Annotated in this window: 15 protein-coding genes; 9 read left to right on the plus strand and 6 right to left on the minus strand. The window is 39.8% G+C overall.

All coding sequences use genetic code 11. The annotated features are described in order from the left end of the window. Nucleotides 1-6: 6 nt before the first annotated feature. The 8 genes from GD597_RS06645 to GD597_RS06680 all read left to right on the plus strand — a co-directional run bounded on the left by GD597_RS06645 (nt 7) and on the right by GD597_RS06680 (nt 7,197). Nucleotides 7-795 (plus strand): arginase family protein, encoded by a 789-nt coding sequence (locus GD597_RS06645; RefSeq protein ID WP_235954201.1) that lies wholly within the window; start codon nt 7-9, stop codon nt 793-795. Beyond that, nucleotides 788-1,354, plus strand: coding sequence for a hypothetical protein (locus GD597_RS06650; RefSeq protein WP_171607046.1), 567 nt, complete (start codon nt 788-790; stop codon nt 1,352-1,354). Before GD597_RS06645 ends, GD597_RS06650 begins: the two co-directional genes overlap by 8 nt. Nucleotides 1,355-1,362: 8 nt before the next feature. Continuing rightward, a complete protein-coding gene (locus tag GD597_RS06655; protein ID WP_171607047.1) occupies nt 1,363-2,661 on the plus strand; it encodes a radical SAM protein in 1,299 nt (432 codons plus the stop codon). 194 nt (nt 2,662-2,855) lie between these two features. Next, nucleotides 2,856-3,770 (plus strand): S66 peptidase family protein, encoded by a 915-nt coding sequence (locus GD597_RS06660; protein WP_171607048.1) that lies wholly within the window; start codon nt 2,856-2,858, stop codon nt 3,768-3,770. Between the two features lie 288 nt (nt 3,771-4,058). Continuing rightward, nucleotides 4,059-4,550, plus strand: coding sequence for an asparaginase domain-containing protein (locus GD597_RS06665; RefSeq protein ID WP_171607049.1), 492 nt, complete (start codon nt 4,059-4,061; stop codon nt 4,548-4,550). Nucleotides 4,551-4,627: 77 nt separating this feature from the next. Beyond that, the gene (locus GD597_RS06670; RefSeq protein WP_171607050.1) at nt 4,628-5,440 is read left to right on the plus strand and encodes an alpha/beta hydrolase; all 813 of its coding nucleotides are present in this window, start codon (nt 4,628-4,630) and stop codon (nt 5,438-5,440) included. A gap of 24 nt (nt 5,441-5,464) precedes the next feature. Then, nucleotides 5,465-6,277: an alpha/beta hydrolase gene (locus tag GD597_RS06675; protein ID WP_171607051.1), complete on the plus strand. Its 813-nt coding sequence runs from the start codon at nt 5,465-5,467 to the stop codon at nt 6,275-6,277. A gap of 491 nt (nt 6,278-6,768) precedes the next feature. Beyond that, nucleotides 6,769-7,197 (plus strand): phage tail protein, encoded by a 429-nt coding sequence (locus GD597_RS06680; RefSeq protein ID WP_171607052.1) that lies wholly within the window; start codon nt 6,769-6,771, stop codon nt 7,195-7,197. Nucleotides 7,198-7,333: 136 nt separating this feature from the next. On the opposite strand, the gene GD597_RS06685 is transcribed toward GD597_RS06680, so the two are convergent. The 5 genes from GD597_RS06685 to bla form a co-directional block, all read right to left on the minus strand. Then, nucleotides 7,334-9,583 (minus strand): glycoside hydrolase family 3 N-terminal domain-containing protein, encoded by a 2,250-nt coding sequence (locus GD597_RS06685; protein ID WP_171607053.1) that lies wholly within the window; start codon nt 9,581-9,583, stop codon nt 7,334-7,336. Between the two features lie 264 nt (nt 9,584-9,847). Next, nucleotides 9,848-11,416, minus strand: coding sequence for a hypothetical protein (locus GD597_RS06690; RefSeq protein ID WP_171607054.1), 1,569 nt, complete (start codon nt 11,414-11,416; stop codon nt 9,848-9,850). Between the two features lie 119 nt (nt 11,417-11,535). Continuing rightward, on the minus strand, nt 11,536-12,405 hold the full coding sequence (locus GD597_RS06695) for an ABC transporter ATP-binding protein (RefSeq protein WP_171607055.1): 870 nt from the start codon (nt 12,403-12,405) through the stop codon (nt 11,536-11,538). A gap of 298 nt (nt 12,406-12,703) precedes the next feature. Continuing rightward, on the minus strand, nt 12,704-13,948 hold the full coding sequence (locus GD597_RS06700; protein WP_171607056.1) for a multidrug effflux MFS transporter: 1,245 nt from the start codon (nt 13,946-13,948) through the stop codon (nt 12,704-12,706). 82 nt (nt 13,949-14,030) lie between these two features. After that, nucleotides 14,031-14,888 carry a subclass B3 metallo-beta-lactamase gene (gene bla / locus GD597_RS06705; protein WP_171607171.1) on the minus strand — a complete coding sequence of 286 codons (858 nt, stop codon included), beginning with the start codon at nt 14,886-14,888 and terminating at the stop codon, nt 14,031-14,033. Between the two features lie 197 nt (nt 14,889-15,085). Between bla and GD597_RS06710 the strand changes: the two genes are divergently transcribed. Beyond that, on the plus strand, nt 15,086-16,135 hold the full coding sequence (locus GD597_RS06710) for a YncE family protein (protein ID WP_235954203.1): 1,050 nt from the start codon (nt 15,086-15,088) through the stop codon (nt 16,133-16,135). A gap of 144 nt (nt 16,136-16,279) precedes the next feature. Here the strand turns inward: GD597_RS06710 and GD597_RS06715 are convergent, their stop codons facing one another. Next, on the minus strand, nt 16,280-16,861 hold the full coding sequence (locus GD597_RS06715) for a DUF1566 domain-containing protein (protein WP_171607057.1): 582 nt from the start codon (nt 16,859-16,861) through the stop codon (nt 16,280-16,282). Between the last annotated feature and the right edge of the window lie 254 nt (nt 16,862-17,115).

The raw sequence follows: 17,115 nt of genomic DNA on the forward strand, positions 1-17,115 counted from the left end.
GTGCTGATGAAAAGTGATTACTTACGCAAAGAAGCCGAGTTGTATATTGATTATATTTCTAAAGGTGCCAATGTGGATGATAATAAATTCATGACCAAGAGCCTGAAAGAAATTAATGAAGGTGGTAAAATGCTGAATAACTGGGTGTACGAACAAACCATTCAGCTTTTGGATAATGATAAACTGGTGGGTATTGTTGGCGGAGACCACAGCACTCCACTTGGTTTTTATAAAGCACTGGCCGAGAAATATAAAAGCTTTGGCATTTTACAGATTGATGCCCATTGCGATTTACGCAAATCGTACGAAGGGTTTAAATATTCACATGCTTCGGTAATGTATAATGCTTTAGAAACCTTCCCGCAAATAGATCGTTTGGTACAAGTGGCAGTTAGAGATTATTGTGAAGAAGAATGGAATTATATATGTAACAGCGATTATAGGGTAATTACTTTTTTTGATGAACAACTAAAGCATCGCCAATTTGAAGGGGAAAGCTGGAGCAGGATTGCTGATAGTATTGTAGAAAAATTACCACTGAATGTGTATATTAGTTTTGATATAGATGGGCTGGATAGAAAGCTTTGTCCCAATACAGGTACACCTGTAGTGGGCGGTCCAGATGCAGAACAGGTGATTTACTTATTTAGAAAAGTAATAGAAAGTGGCCGCAAGCTGATTGGATTTGATTTGGTAGAAGTAGGTATTGGTGAGCACAATTACGATAGTAATGTTGGTGCCAGAATATTATGGAGAATGTGTAATTTATTGATTAAAAGCAATGTAAATGCCTGAGCAGGTTTATAAGATTGTTATACCCAATGAAAGGTTTAAATATTTATCATCTTTCCAGATATTTATTCTGGGGATTAATGCTATATGTATTTCGTTAATTGCTTATCTGCATAACAAGCCACTTAATTTTATTTGGGCTGTTTTATTGGTTATAAGTATTGTATTTATTTTAAAAAAAGAACACTTAATGCAGTTTCCTTTTTTTAAGAAAACTAATCTGGTTGATTCTGGTTTTTTATGGGCTATTTTTGGTTGGTTATTCTTATTGGAATTCTGGGTGGCATTGGCCGTAACTGTGGTAGGTTTATTACAGGGCCTTGTTAAAAAGCAGTTTGAATTTGTATTTCGCGATAAAGAAATTCATCTCCGTATTTTTCCTCAGCGCAGAATCAGGTGGCAGGACCTGAACAATGTTGTTTTAAAAGATGGCTTATTAACCGTTGACTTTTTAAGCAATAAAATTATTCAGGGTGAAGTTATTCCCGGCGAATCGGATTATACATCTGAAGAAGAATTTAATCAGTTTTGCCAATCTCATTTTACAAGAAAAGATATTTAATTGTTGGTATGCTAACACAATCACCATTTTTATTATACTCAGATAGTAAAGGCAATATTTTTGAAGACAAAACCTTATATGCCGTTGGCCGAGAAGGTTGGGATGCCTTTCCTATACCCGAAGAAGAATGGATAGAATTACCTGATGGTGGCAATTTATACGAATTGCCGGGCCGTAAGGGTATTGGCATAGATGTGCTAACCGGTGATATGCGTTTATGCGAAAAAGGTTGGGCCGTTGCAGCTTTTATTCCCCCGGCACATACCGGGTTATATTTATCGGCTTACGAAACCGAACCCAATGCGCCTACTTTGCCATTGTTTTGTTACACTGCTGCCGGCTGGCATGATAATAAATTTTATGTTCCTGCCGTACGAATTGAGCAGGATATCAGACAGGAATGTGCAGGATATGACGATAAAAAGATTCAATCGGGGGCGCAAATGTTGTTAACGCAATATCCGCATAACAGGCTGGTAAAACACCTGATGGAAAATTGTTGTTTAACCTATACCTGTCCTGCCGCCCGTAATTTTTCCCTTGGCCGGTGGGAATGCCCGGTGCCTTCTTCCCCTGCATGTAACGCTAATTGTATTGGTTGCATCTCTTTTCAGCCGGAGGAAGAAACCATTGTTTCTACCCAAGATAGGTTAACTTTTAAACCTACCGCCGAGGAAATTGCAGAATTTACGGTACCTCATCTAATAGAAGCACCATTCCCTATTATTAGTTTTGGGCAGGGCTGCGAAGGAGAACCCTTACTGATGTGGGAAACTATTCGGGAAGCAATTATTGAAATTCGCAAACACACCCAACGGGGTAGCATCAACATTAATACAAATGGATCTAAACCCGATGCTGTTAAAGCATTATGTGAGGTTGGTTTAAATAGTATAAGGGTAAGTATGAACTCTGCCAGAAAACATATTTATACGCCTTATTACAGACCAAATAATTACCAGTTTGATGATATTGTAGAAAGTCTGAAAGTGATGAGTAGTTTTGGTGGCTGGACAAGCATTAATTATTTTGTTTTTCCTGGTATGACTGATACTGTTGAAGAATATGAAGCATTAAGGCAGCTGATAATCGATACCGACTTAAAAATGATTCAATGGCGCAATTTCAATATAGACCCGGATTGGTATCTCGGAAAAATTGGCATTGCCGAAACCGGCGAATTATTAGGTGTAAAACAATTAATGGAATTGCTGCAGGAGGAGTTTCCTGCACTTAAATTTGGTTATTATAACCCACCAATGGAAAGGCAAACGGGCAATTACGAAGCTGATTTTGCGCATTATTAATTTCCGGCAACTATTCAACTATTGTAATTTGGCTAGCCAAAGAGAAGCATTCATGTGCAATTTTGCATGATCTCCATTGTTATCTTCATCCCGGAAACAAATCTTTGTCAGGTTCAAAACAGGTTTAATCTTTTAAAACTCATATGTGTTAAACCCCTGTATTCTTCATCAATGCTTTTTTATAATATTGTTACATGATAAAAATTCCGCCATACCTAAAAAAGGGCGATACCATTGGCATTGTTTGCCCGGCCGGTTTTATGCCGGCCGAAAAAGCAGCAGCCTGTATTAACACCTTGCAGCAATGGGGCTTTAAGGTTAAAACGGGTAACACGTTGGGCAGTCAATTTCATTATTTTTCCGGCACTGATGAAGCCCGTTTGGCCGATTTACAACAAATGATTGATGATGATACCGTTAAGGCCATCCTTTGCGGAAGAGGTGGCTATGGGGTTACCCGTATCATTGATCAACTTAATTTTAAACGTTTTGCCAAAAAGCCAAAATGGATTATTGGCTATAGCGATATCACTGTATTGCATGCCCATCTGTATAGTACATTACATATTGCTTCCTTACATTCGCCCATGGCCGGCGCCTTTAACGATGGAGGTAGTAATAATGAGTTTGTTGGCTCGCTTCGTAAAGCCTTATTGGGTAAACCGGCAAGGTATACCTGCGCAGCGCATGCAAACAACAGGGCCGGCACGGCTACAGCCCAAATAGTGGGAGGTAACCTTTCGCTGGTAACCCATTTGCTGGGCTCTGCCAGGGCGTTTACCACTACGGGTAAAATACTTTTTCTGGAAGATGTGGGTGAATATATTTATACCATCGACCGCATGATGATGCAACTGCTACATGCCGGTAAACTGGATAAACTGGCCGGACTAATTATTGGTGGCTTTACCGAAATGAAAGATACCACCATACCTTTTGGCGACGAGGTATATAATATAATTGCCGATAAAATAAAGCATTTTAAATACCCTGTTTGTTATCAGTTTCCGGTAAGCCATACAAATGAAAATTATGCTTTAAAAACAGGCGTTGTTCATCAGTTAATCGTAGGTAAAAAAGTAACGCTAAAAGAAATTGTTACCGCATAATTATAGGAAGATAAAGTGTTAGCGCATAGTGCGTTTTTACAATTGAATATTATTTAATAAACAGCATTCAATTTTTTTACCCGGCTATCTGCGCTCTGCTCAGCACCGCTTGCGTCGCACTCTTGTGCTGTAGAATGCTCATCTGCTGTTTAAGAAAAGCTTATACATGTTCCCAAAGTACAAGAGTGCGACGCAAGTAAAGCCGCCCTTTGATTTGCAGTGTGGCTAATAAAACAGCAATCTATAATCTGCAGTATATTTGTTATTGCAAAACCAAAAACGTGTATCATGGCAATCAGAATATTTATTACAGGTGGCACATTTGATAAAGAATACAATGAACTGAAAGGTGAATTGTTTTTTAAGGATACGCATATGCCAGAGTTATTGAAACTTGGCCGTAATAAGGTGGAAGTGGAAATACGCACTTTGATGATGATAGATAGCCTTGAAATGAGCAACGACGACAGAGAACTGATAGCCAGGCAATGCAATAATGCCGATGAAGATAAAATTATTATTACCCATGGCACAGATACAATGGCCGATACAGCAGCGGTTTTAGCCAGAGATGTGAAAGACAAAACCATTGTACTTACCGGCGCCATGATTCCCTATAAATTTGGTAGCTCCGATGGGTTGTTTAACCTGGGTAGTGCATTGGCATTTGTACAAAGTTTGCCCAAAGGTGTTTATGTGGCCATGAATGGCCGTTATTTTCATTGGGATAATGTTAGAAAAAATAAGCAAACCGGTTCTTTTGAAGAAATACATAAATAGCATGTCTGTTGTAAAATAGCAGCATATTACATACAGAATGGTTAACTTTAAAACTACTGTTGTTAAAGCAGGTAAATATGTTACAGGGATTGCTGCTTACTATTAATCCAACCATACTATACATTGCCATTGGCTATATAGCTGTTGTGGTGCTTGCCTACTTTATACAGGAGCGGTTTATATTTAAGCCCGAAAAACTTTCCAGCGATTTTACCTACAAATACGATATTCCTTTTAAAGAGCTTTTTTTTGAAATAGAACAGGGCGTAAGCATCAACGGATTACATTTTTATTGCAACAAACCCAATGGATTAATTCTGTACCTGCATGGCAATACCCGCAGTATAAAAGGTTGGAGCAAATATGCAAAAGATTTTTACCGGTATAATTATGATGTAGTGCTTATAGATTATCGCGGATTTGGCAAAAGCACCGGTAAGCGCAGCGAAAAAGACATTTTAAAAGACATACAGTTTGTATATGATACTTTGGCTGTGATGTATCATGAACATCATATACTGGTGTATGGCCGTAGCATGGGTAGTGGTTTTGCAACAAAAATTGCTGCCGATAATAAGCCCAGGTACCTGATTATAGATTCGCCTTATTTTAGTTTTAAAAAAGTTGCTGAGCGTTATATTCCCTTTTTGCCACACCAATGGGTATTGAGGTATCATTTGCGTACCGATAAATGGATTACCAAAGTAAACTGCCATACCTATATTATTCATGGTACCAAGGATTGGTTAATACCTATTAGCCATAGCGAGCAATTGCAGCAACTTAACCCACATAAAATTACCCTGATACGCATTCATGGTGGCGGACATAATAACCTGCCTTCTTACCCAGAGTACCATAATTTTATCAGGGATATTTTATTGTATTGATATTTGCACCATAACAACAGCAGCATGCGTAACAAAATAAGAAAATGGGTAGTGGTAATTGTGGGTCTGTATATTGTAATTGGTGCTGCACTGTATTTTTTTCAGGATAAGCTGTTGTTGCATCCAACACCGTTGGCGGCCAATTATCAGTTTCATTTTCAGCAAGCTTTTACTGAGATAAACCAGCCTTACGATCATACTACCAGTTTTAATATTATCCGTTTTGCAGCCCAGGGTTTGGTTCGCCATGGTGCGGTAATTTATTTTCATGGTAATATGGAAAATATAAACCACTATGCTGCATACGCACCGAATTTTACCAAAAATGGTTATGATGTTTGGATGATGGATTACCCGGGTTATGGTAAGTCAACCGGCCCGCTAAATGAAGCAATCTTATATACAGAAGCACTGCAGGTGTATAAAATGGTAAGGGGCGCAGGCTATGCTACGGATAGCATTATTATATACGGAAAGTCATTGGGTACGGGCATTGCAGCCCAATTGGCCAGTATAAGAGATTGTAAAAAATTAATCCTGGAATGCCCCTATTACAGTATAGAACACCTTGCTGGTGCATATGCATGGATGTATCCGGTATCGTGGATGTTGCATTATCATTTACCCACCTTTCAAAACCTTCAAAAAGTTACAGCACCTGTTATTATTTTTCATGGTACCAAGGATGGTACGGTGCCCTTTAGCAATTCCTTGTTATTGCAATCTACCGTATTTAAAAAGGGTGATACGCTGTTTCCTGTAAATGGTGCAGACCATAATAATATTTTCGATTTTACACAAGCCCGGCAATTGCTGGATAGTGTGTTAATACAATAAATACAATTATTGGCCCGGCAGAAAACCAAAAAGCAGCTTTACTTGCCACAGTTTACCCCGATAATTTCGGGGCTCGGTTCAGGGTTCGGAGCTTTGGGCGGCAGGCGGGGAGTGATGTTTATTACGCCATTTCTGCCGCCATTATAACAAACCGTACAAGAGTGCGACGCAAGTAAAGCCCCAACAAAAACAACTGCCGGGTACAAAAAAATCAGCAGATAATACTTCAATTGGCCATAATAAGACTTGCTTGTCATATGCTACTTACCAACTTGCAATGCTGGCTAGTAGCATGAACAATTTGTGCATCGCAGATACCAATAGTAAAATAGCTTAGGTAAGCCCACCAAAAATTAACCATGTACATTATAGTATACGCTAACCAAAAAACTATTAAATTTAAGTATTAAACCGTGCTTATGATTGTTATTATATTGCTTGCACTCATCTTGCTGCTATTGTTGTATTTCTTTATTATAAAACCTTTATTTATGTCACAAGTATTAACCCATTACCACTTCAGGGTTGAATGGGGTGGAACCAACATTGGCTTTACGGAAGTATCAGGACTTGATATTGAAGTAGAAGCTATTGAACATAGAAATGGCAGCTCGCCGGTGGATAGTGTTGCTAAAATTCCCGGTCTGCGTAAATATGCCAATATTACCCTTAAGCGGAATATTAGTGCCGGAGATAGCGACTTTTTTGATTGGATTAACACCAAGCTGATGAGCACTATCGAGCGAAGAGATGTAGTAATTTCCCTGCTTGATCAGGAACATACTCCAGTGATTACCTGGCGGGCAAGAAATGCTTTTCCCATACAATACCGTGGTCCGGTGCTGCAATCCTGCGATGGCGGTATAGCCACAGAAACCCTTGTGTTGGCGCATGAGGGGCTAATAGTGGAAAACGTTTAGTATCTGTTTATTTTACCTTGCTATAACGGGCACTTTAGGATTAAACAGGATAATTTATGTTTACACCTTATCCTGCTTGCAAAAAAACAGCCGAACAAAGTATTTGCATTTGTTCGGCTGTTTGCTATAATACAGGTTATTGTGCGTAGGTAAATCGGGCTTTTTTAGTGCCTATCATTAGTTCAAAATCTCCTGGTTCGGTTACTGTTTTTAATTGTGCATTTACAAAGGCGAGATCATTTTTATTAATAGTGAAACTTACCTGCTGGCTTTCGCCGGCCTTTAGTGTTATCTTTTTAAATGCCCTCAATCTTTGCATATTTGGTGTTATGCTGGCAAACAAATCATGCGAGTATAATTCTACTGTATGCTTGCCATCAATTGCTCCGGTATTTTTTACTGTAACCGATACTGTTAGGTTTTCTTCACCTTTTAGGATGGTGTTGCTTAGGGTGATATCGCTATATTCAAAACTGGTATAGCTTAAACCCCAACCAAAAGGAAACAAAGGCATATAGCCGGTTTTAATATTGTCGTTAAACACTTCTCTTACATCTTCAGTTGGTTTGCGGTCGTATAATACCATTTCGCCCATACTACGCGGATAGCTGAATGGCAAAATGCCGTTGGGGTTATAATCGCCAAACAATACATCGGCAATGGCTTCTGCTGTTTTCTTTCCACTCCAGTAAGCCATTAATATACCTTTCATAGCAGGTGCTATTGAAGTAATAAAACGAGGCCTTCCTTCGGTAAGCACCAATATTACCGGTTTGCCTGTTAATGCAGCCGCCTGTGCCAATTGCAATTGTTCTTCTGGTAAGGCCAACTCTGTAGTATTGCCCGGACTTTCAGCATATGCATTTTCGCCCAAGCAAAGGATGATAACATCCACATTTGCTGCCGCTTTTTTTAACTGACTGGCATCAAAGTTTACTACATTGTCAAAGCCCTTGCCGGTAGTCGTTACTATATTGGCAGCACCTACTTTCTCTGTAATGGTTTGTAGAATTGTTTTACTGTCTGCAGGATACCATTCTTCCTGATTGCCTTGCCAGGTATAACTCCAGCATCCGTTCATAGCGCTGATGCTTTGTGCACCAGGGCCGGCTACCAGCACTTTTGTATTTTTAGAAAGGGGTAATACTTTGTTGTCGTTTTTTAATAGGGTCATGGCTTCTCTGGCTGCATCAAGTGCCAGTGCCTGATAGGCTGGTTTGCCAAAATTGGCTACTGCAGCATCTTCAGGATAGGGGTTGTCAAACAAACCCACTTTCATTTTTAAGGTTAAAATTCTGCGTACAGCATCATCAATACGGCTCATAGGTACTTCTTTATTTTTTACAGCCTCCAACAATAAATCATAAAATGAAAAATCGTTGGGTACCATGCTCATGTCAATACCGGCATTAATGGCCATGGCAACTGCTTCACGTGGCGATGCTGCCACATTATGGCGGTCGTTCAGGCGTTTTATATCTTCCCAGTCAGTTACAATTAATCCTTTAAATCCAAGCTCAGTGCGCAATACATCGGTAAGTAAGTATTTGCTGGCATGTACTGGCTCACCATTTATTTCGCTGGAGTTAATCATAATACTTGATGAACCAGCTTTTACCGCTTCGCGAAACTGGGGTAAATAATATTCACGCATTTCAATTTCGGGCATATAAATCGGCGTTCTGTCTTTACCTGTTCTGGAGGCAGAATAGCCCAAATAATGTTTCATACAACTGGCTACAGCGGTTATATTTTTTAAACCATCTTCTTCATAAGCTTTTATTCCGGCCGCGCCCATGGTGGTGCCAATAAAAACATCCTCACCATAGGTTTCGGGGAAACGTGACCATAGGGGTTGGCGGCCGCAATCCAATACAGGTGCAAAGTTCCAGCGCACACCCGATGCCCTTAATTCATTGGCCGTAACCTTTGCTGCGCTTGCAACCAGTTCTGTATTTCTGGTTGCAGCCATGGCTATATTCTGAGGAAACAAGGTGGAGTTAAGAGTGTAGGTTTGTCCGTGTATCGCATCCAATCCGTAAATCACCGGAATTTTTAATCGGGTATTTTTTGTTTCATCCTGTATCTCGGTCATCATGTTACGCCAGGTATCTACACTTAAAGCATGTGCGGTAGTGTTTAAAATAGAGCCCACTTTGTAATCGTTAATAGCTTTTTTTAAAGCAGCAGGGTCCAGGCTGCCATCCTGATTACCACCCCCACCTTTTGCTACTACGGCAAGGGTTACTTCTGTCATTTGACCCACTTTTTCTTCCAGGGTCATTTGTTTAATAATCGTTTCTATTTTTTGTTTTTCTGCTGGCGTTTGTGCCAAAGCCAATTGGAAAATGGCAAGGCAAATAGCAATGCTGACAAGCTTTTTCATAAAGTATTTTAATTGGGTTTTAAAATGGCAATAAAGGTAGTACCAATTTTGGTAAAAAAGGGTTTCATAATGTCATAGTGACACAATGATTATTATCAGTTAAAAAAGTATTGATTTGAGCACGGGAATTACTAGCCAAACAAAGGACGACGATTGCACATTCGTTGCGTCGCACTCTTGTACGTTCCGATCCTTTATTGAACTCTGCTAAAGCAAAAGGCTAATCCAAATCTAAGTATTACCTGAAGCTGTATTGATACCGAATTATAAATGCCTGATCTCGTATTTTCTTATTGTAAATCCGGTAATAATTAACCCCGAAATCATTAAAAGCATCAGACTTAAATAAGCTGAACTATTATTTAGTGCACCAAAATAATCGGCAAATGGTATACTGTTCAGGTTGGTATAGGTTATAGCAAAAAACAATATCTCGAATAGTTTTTTACCTCCGGTAAGTATGCCCAGCGCCGCTGCCAATAACACAATAAATATGGCACCTGCAAGCAGGTAAATCACCGGCATAAATTCACCACCTGCCAGGTAGCGCACCATAAGCGGGAGCGCAAGTCCGGCCATTAAAATAATGCCGGCTATAATTTGCGAAGGCAATAATCTTTCAATAGGCTTGTAGCTGGCATAGGTAAAATAATGTATCCGGTTAGTTTTTTCTTTTGTGGTAAGATCACTAAGGCGGCCCACCTGTAAAAACCAAAGTGCCGGCAATACAAATTGATGGGCAATGTTTAGTGTGGTAAATAGTAAAGCAATCATACCCCCAATATTTAGTACCCAAAACCATTTTGGCCCTTTACGAAAAAGCATCAGCAATTCTGTTTTAATAAATGGCAGTATACCATAATCTGTGCTGATAGCAGGTAAGGCAGCAATTTTAATATCCTGTAATAGATTACCTGCAGGCAAATTTTCGGTAAGATTTTTTTTCTTCTTTTTTACTTTTATCACCGCTTTAGCATCAAATCGGTTAAAAAACAAAGAAGCTATAAAAACCAATGCCACACTCAACGCCACCCAAATCAACCTGCTTACAATATATAGTGCTGGCCAGGGCATTCCATTAAATACAAAAGTTTTTAATTCCTTCTTTGCACTAAAATTAAACCCAATAGAAGAAACGGTTGCTTTTGCATCAAAATGCTGTTGTACAAAGCTTTCCATACCCATGGTTACCACTTTTACACCAAATGGGTCAAGAATCATTTTTAGGGTTGATCCGCCGCCGGGCAAAATATTGGCCGTAATAATGCCAAAAAGGAAAAAGAAACTCATATAATGCAGGGCCAGCCACCTGCCCAGAAACACTTCTGAAACAATAGCAAAAGCAGCAATAAAAAATATGGCTGGCAGGGTAGTAAGCAGGTAGGGTAATACAAACTGGACTATATTAAAATCAGCCCCGTTGCTGCGGACAAAGAACAGTATAATACCCATGGCAAAAACAATTCCGGTAATGGTGAGCAGTACCAAAAAATTACTCAGCATTTTAGACAACAGGTATTTAAAATTGCTGATTTGAGTGGTGGCAATAATCATCCCCACTTCGGTTTCAATATCTTTTTTAATACTGTTGTTTACCAGGTAAAAACCAATGAGTGAAAGGAATATGCTGGTCATAATCGCGGTAACATATCCAATCCATGTAGCATTATTTTCGCCCACATAGTTGCCAATTTTAACGGTACTGTAATTGGCATCTGCTGCGGGTAAAAAAGTATAAGCCAAATACAGGCTAATGGCAAGTGTAACCAGAAATGCATAACTTCTGGTGCGTTGCAGGTAATCTCCTTTTATTATACTTTTAAATAAAATCATTTGGTTGCTTTTTTAATTCAGCATTGGTAGCTGTTTTTTTGTTGAATAGCATTACCGGTGTACAAGTGTGCGACGCAAGGAAAGCTGTATACTTGTACCACAGTCCGGCTCAAAAAAAGTTATGAGGCATTGCTTTTTGTGAGAAATAAATATGCGTCTTCCAGCGAGGCATTGCAAGGAGTTGAACCCTCAGTTGGATTATTGCTGATATAACGCAGCCTTGTTTTATCTTTTTGCCTGATGCTGTTTACTACCAGATGCCTTGTTTTAAATTCGCTTACCTCATTGCCGCCAATTACGGTTTCAAACACTTTGCCGGCAACGGTTTGTATTACTTCTGGTTGAGTACCTTTTGTAATGAGTTCACCACTTTTCATGATGGCAACTTCATCTGCAATGGTTTCAATATCCGAAACAATATGTGAGGAGAGAATGATGATGCAGTTTTCTGCCAGCTCGCTTACCAGGTTGCGGAAACGCACCCTTTCTTCGGGGTCTAATCCAACGGTAGGTTCATCAAAAATCAATACTTTGGGCTCATTCAGTAGTGCCTGCGCAATGCCTATGCGTTGTTTCATACCGCCGCTATAAGTGCCAATTGGCAACTTTGCAGCTTCGGTAAGGTTTACACCTTCCAGCAACATATCAATGCGTTGGCGAAGGTTGGCGCCACCCACGCCTTTCATGGCGGCGATATATTCCAGAAATTCATACGCATTAAGATTGGGATATACACCAAAATCCTGTGGTAGGTAGCCCAGTACTTTTCTTATATAGTTGGGATTTTTTACAATATCCTGCCCATCCAGTGTTAGCGTTCCCGAACTGGGCTGACTAATAGTGGCAATAATTTTCATCAGGGTAGATTTACCGGCTCCATTAGGCCCCAGCAATCCCAATATGCCATTACTTATTGAAAGCGAATAATTGCTTAACCCAAATTTTTCTTTATTGTATTTCTTCGAAACGTTGTTAATATCCAGTACCATAGCATTGGTTTATATTGCAAAGTATTATTATTTGCATCAAGCTTGTAAGGTTAATGGTAACAATGGAAAATAAGCTGCATAATTAGTTGTTATTGGGTTATGTGCGGTTTTTGGATGTATAATTTGGGCGGTTTTATATACTTTTATGTCCTACTTTTTTGGGCCCGACAGCAAAGCATTTTTCAGCTTTACTTGCGTCGCACTCTTGTACGTTCGGGTTATACAGCAGCTTTTAATACACGCATAATGTAGGGCTAATAAATATGACCTTTTGAAGAATAAAAATATTAAACCAGCATTACATAGTGCTCATCATTTCTACCTCTTCTTCCAGCATCGTTGCTTTGCTGATATTGCGAATAATAATTTTGCTGCCTAAATGAAAAACAGTAAAAGCGGTAATGGCACAGAAGGTCATTACCCCACTCATGGGTAATGCAGTATTGTTTTGCAATAAGCCTACAATGGCAGAAGCGCAGGCGCCAATGGTCATTTGAATGGCACCAATTAATGCAGAAGCATTACCGGCATTTTTAGCCAGTGGCGCCAATGCCAATGCAGTTGCATTTGGGAATATGAATCCCTGACAAACCAAAAAGAAAAATACGCAAACCACCGTTAGCAATAAATTACTAAAACCCAACATTGTTAAAGCCACAAAGCAAATACCAATAATACTTTGGCATAGGGTGGCGGCCTTTATAATTTGTTCACTGCTATAATATTTTAACACCAGATTATTAACCTGACTGGCACCAATTAAACCTGCGGCTATAATGGCGAATATCCATCCAAACTGTGCTTCACTTACCTTAAAAATTTCCATAAATACATGTGGGGCACCGCCTATATAAGCATACAAACCGGAATAGGAAATAGCACCGGTAAGTGCGTAGGTAATAAAATGCGGGTTTACCATAACAGAAGCATAGTTCTTTACAATCAACCTGGGTTTTAAAGAATAACCGGGGTCGGGTTGTTTACTTTCGGGTAAGTAAAAATAGGCGCCGGAAAGTATAATCAGCACTATAAAAATAAGCATGGCAAACACATAACGCCAACCCAGCAAAGCAGTTATATAACCACCCAATGTTGGTGCAATAATGGGCGATACAGAAACTACCAGCATTAACAGGGAAAATACTTTGGCATTTTCTTTAACATCAAACAAATCCCTTACCATGGCCCTTGCAGCTACCATACCCACACAGCCACCAATTGCCTGAAACAACCTGAGTATTATTAGCATATTAACTGATTGTGCAAATGCACAACCCACTGAAGCCAGGAAATAAATAAATAAACCGGCATATAGTGGCTGTTTACGGCCATAACGTTCAAGTAGTGGGCCGTAGAGTAACTGCCCAAATGAAATGCCAATAAAAAAACTGGAAAGCGATAACGTAACATTTGCAACCTGGGTATGCAGGCTTTTCGCAATGGCGGGAAATGCCGGCAGGTACATATCAATGGATAAAGGGCCGATAGCTGTAAGTAGCCCCATGATCAAAATAACTTTAAATGGCTTGTTGGTACTATTCATGCTGGTATAAAGGTAGGTTGGTGTCCCCTATTGAAATAATGATTTTCAAACCAATTGCTACCCATTTCAAATAATTGAATTATTATTTAGGTTGCTCCTCATATTGTTGTTGCAGGTCAGTTAAGGCTTCCAAATAACCGGCATGATCCATAAAAGCTGCGGGATTATAAGCACCACCCGCCTTATATTTTTGGTGCAAATTAAACTGGCTGGCATGTGATGCCAGCCAAATATCGAAAATAATATTTTTCATTGCAGCAAGTGTATAGGCATAGTCGCTGGCAATGGTGGGATAGTTGCTAATGGTATTAAATGGCCTGTCGGTAATAATGCTAGGCATATTGGCAATTAACACCTTGTATGTTTTTTGCTCGTCTTGCACAGTAAATAAATAGCTGCACGAGCCTTTGGTATGGCCGGGATGATGCAATATGACCAGCTGCATATTGCCTAATGCAATAGTATCTCCATTCTGTAATAATTTATCTGGTTGTATGGGGGTAAAGGTGGTGCCATACTTGCCCAACTCATAATCGGTTTGGCCACCGCTTGCCAATACATCGGCTTCTTTTGCATCGGCCATAAATTGTGCACCTGTTGCTTTTTTTATTGCGGCCATGGCGCCCATATGGTCGTAATGAGCCTGAGTGGTAAGGAGTATTTTGGTATCTGCCAATTGAAAGCCCAGGCTTTTAATATTATTTTTTATTTGTGTGGCTGATGCTGCCAGCCCGGTATTGATAAGTATATTTCCCTGCGGGGTGGTGATGAGATAACAGGCCAGGTCGTAAGTGCCTACATAATACAAATTGCCTGCAATACGAAATGGCGGAAAGGGTTTTGACCACTCCGGATGATTGCCTTTGGGCTCTTGTACTTTTTGTGCATCTACTGATGTAGCAGGTAAAAAAAAGATAATGGCCCACATGGTATTTCGCAATACTTTCTTGCGCATAGATTGTAGTTTAAATAAAATTGAATGGTCAAATATATTTGCTTTTTTTGGCCATGCCCAATTGCCTTTTGCTGCATAGGGTTAGGAACGTACAAGTGTGCGACGCAAGCGGTGCTGATACATGTGCTCAATGCCCGGCTAATAACAACAGATTGCGTATATTTCCATAAAATATTCAGGCTATGAAGCGATTTACTTACCCTTTGCAACGGCTAATTGCATTACCTGTTTTCTTGCTTTTAATTATTGGTACAGTTACCCAAGCTGTAGCCCAGACTGCACCAAAGCGGGTATTGCTGGCTTTGTCTAAGGCAGATAAAATGTTGTCTATAGTAGATCCTGCAACGCTTAACATTCTTGTGCGTATTCCCGTTGGCGAAGACCCGCATGAAGTGGTAGCTTCTACTGATGGTACAACCGCCTATGTGTGTATTTATGGCGGTGGCAGCCTGCACGAGATAAATGTGATTGACCTGGTTGCACAAAAACCATTGCTGAATATTGATACAAGGCCGCTTTATGGTCCACACGATATTACTTTTGTTCAAGGAAAAGCATGGTTTACAGCCGAAGGCTCTAAAGCCATTGGCCGCTACGACCCTGTTAGCGGAAAGCTTGACTGGAGCATGGGAACAGGACAGAACCGCACACATATGATTTATGTTAGTGCCGATGCTAAAAGTATTTACACTACCAATGTATCATCGGGTACGGTAAGTATTTTGGTAGATACCATTTTGCTGCCAGGAAAAATGGCACCACCTAATGCCAGGCCCAGACAAGAATGGTTGCAAACAATTGTGCCAACTACAAGGGGATCGGAAGGATTTGATGTATCGCCCGATGGAAAAGAATTGTGGACGGCTTCCGGTGAGGATGGAACTATTTCTATCATTGATGTACCTGCCAAACTACTGGCCCAACAAATTGATGCCAAAGTAAATGGTGCCAACCGTTTAAAATTTACACCCGATGGTAAGTTGGTTTTTATTTCCAGTTTGCAAACAGGCGAATTAACCATTTATAATGCCAACACGCGTCAGCAAATAAAACGTTTAAAAATTGGCAAAGGCGCTGCCGGTATTTTAATGGATCCCGTTAATGCACGTGCTTTTGTAGCCTGTTCGGCCGATAATTATATTGCCATTATCAATCTTGCCACATTAGAAGTAAGCGGGCATTTGGATGTAGGCGGCGTGCCTGATGGACTTGCATGGGCGGTGCAGCCTTAAAAAAATAAGCCATTATTTTATTAGCCCGGCGGAAGTTGTGTATTGCAACTTTACTTGCGTCGCACACTTGTGCTTAGGTAATGCTATGCAGCATTAAAAAGTCAGTTTAAATGGCAGGATAAAATGGTAAATATTTTCCTATTTCTAAAAATACCTTACTGGCCTAAGACCATAGGAATAAATTTTCAAGGATTTTACCTGTTGTCCATTACCAAAATTCTGAAACCAGGCTTTAGAAATATTTACTTCTGTTGAGCTCCAATAGGCGTATGGTTTAAAACGGCCTATCAGGTCTTTATGCAAAAACATTTCATTCAGTTCATCTTTCGAAGGCAAAAACCAATCAGAAAAACCATTGACAGCATATTCTTTTATCTCAAGTGCGGCATAATCCTCTGGTGCATCAACTGGGTCGCCCTGAACTTGAAAAATTCTTTGGGTATTAATAGCGCCAGTGCCGGGATTGGCGGCAATAGCATGGGTAATCGTATCGGTATAGGCCCATACTGCCGGCTCTTCCAGATCATCCTCAGCAGCAATTATACCATGTTGGCCGCCACGGTTTATATAAAATATAATCCCGCCACCAAAATGCTCCCCAATATAATGATTAGTGGTTATGGCCGATGCCGTATTTGCTGGCACTGCAGGCACTGCAGCTTCTTTTGAACAAGCTGCCACAAGTAAAATGCAGCATACGGTTGTTAAAGTAAATATTTTTTTCATAAATTTATTTTCTTGGCTAAAAATCAACATTTCTTAAAACCAATGCTAAGCAACTGCCTTTCTCTGTGGGGTGTAATAAAATATTTCGCAGCCCTAATTTACCAAATATTGCTATTGTTCTTATTTATAGTTTTGTACATGCGTTTTGTTTATATCTAATAAACGTTATCAGGAGAGTAATTTTAAGATTAGCTGAAATAGGATAACATCTTTTCTTATAATGTACTTGTAGCTTAGCCTCACAAGTACCTCAT

It is taken from the genome of Limnovirga soli (genome assembly GCF_013106755.1).
Classification (GTDB): Bacteria; Bacteroidota; Bacteroidia; order Chitinophagales; family Chitinophagaceae; genus Limnovirga; species Limnovirga soli.

Bases quoted from the DNA above. Each gene is read 5' to 3' on its own strand.
- GD597_RS06645 (WP_235954201.1), top strand. From the start codon at position 7: ATGAAAAGTGATTACTTACGCAAAGAAGCCGAGTTGTATATTGATTAT.
- GD597_RS06650 (WP_171607046.1), top strand. From the start codon at position 788: ATGCCTGAGCAGGTTTATAAGATTGTTATACCCAATGAAAGGTTTAAA.
- GD597_RS06655 (WP_171607047.1), top strand. From the start codon at position 1,363: ATGCTAACACAATCACCATTTTTATTATACTCAGATAGTAAAGGCAAT.
- GD597_RS06660 (WP_171607048.1), top strand. From the start codon at position 2,856: ATGATAAAAATTCCGCCATACCTAAAAAAGGGCGATACCATTGGCATT.
- GD597_RS06665 (WP_171607049.1), top strand. From the start codon at position 4,059: ATGGCAATCAGAATATTTATTACAGGTGGCACATTTGATAAAGAATAC.
- GD597_RS06670 (WP_171607050.1), top strand. From the start codon at position 4,628: ATGTTACAGGGATTGCTGCTTACTATTAATCCAACCATACTATACATT.
- GD597_RS06675 (WP_171607051.1), top strand. From the start codon at position 5,465: ATGCGTAACAAAATAAGAAAATGGGTAGTGGTAATTGTGGGTCTGTAT.
- GD597_RS06680 (WP_171607052.1), top strand. From the start codon at position 6,769: ATGTCACAAGTATTAACCCATTACCACTTCAGGGTTGAATGGGGTGGA.
- GD597_RS06685 (WP_171607053.1), bottom strand. From the start codon at position 9,583: ATGAAAAAGCTTGTCAGCATTGCTATTTGCCTTGCCATTTTCCAATTG.
- GD597_RS06690 (WP_171607054.1), bottom strand. From the start codon at position 11,416: ATGATTTTATTTAAAAGTATAATAAAAGGAGATTACCTGCAACGCACC.
- GD597_RS06695 (WP_171607055.1), bottom strand. From the start codon at position 12,405: ATGGTACTGGATATTAACAACGTTTCGAAGAAATACAATAAAGAAAAA.
- GD597_RS06700 (WP_171607056.1), bottom strand. From the start codon at position 13,948: ATGAATAGTACCAACAAGCCATTTAAAGTTATTTTGATCATGGGGCTA.
- GD597_RS06710 (WP_235954203.1), top strand. From the start codon at position 15,086: ATGAAGCGATTTACTTACCCTTTGCAACGGCTAATTGCATTACCTGTT.
- GD597_RS06715 (WP_171607057.1), bottom strand. From the start codon at position 16,861: ATGAAAAAAATATTTACTTTAACAACCGTATGCTGCATTTTACTTGTG.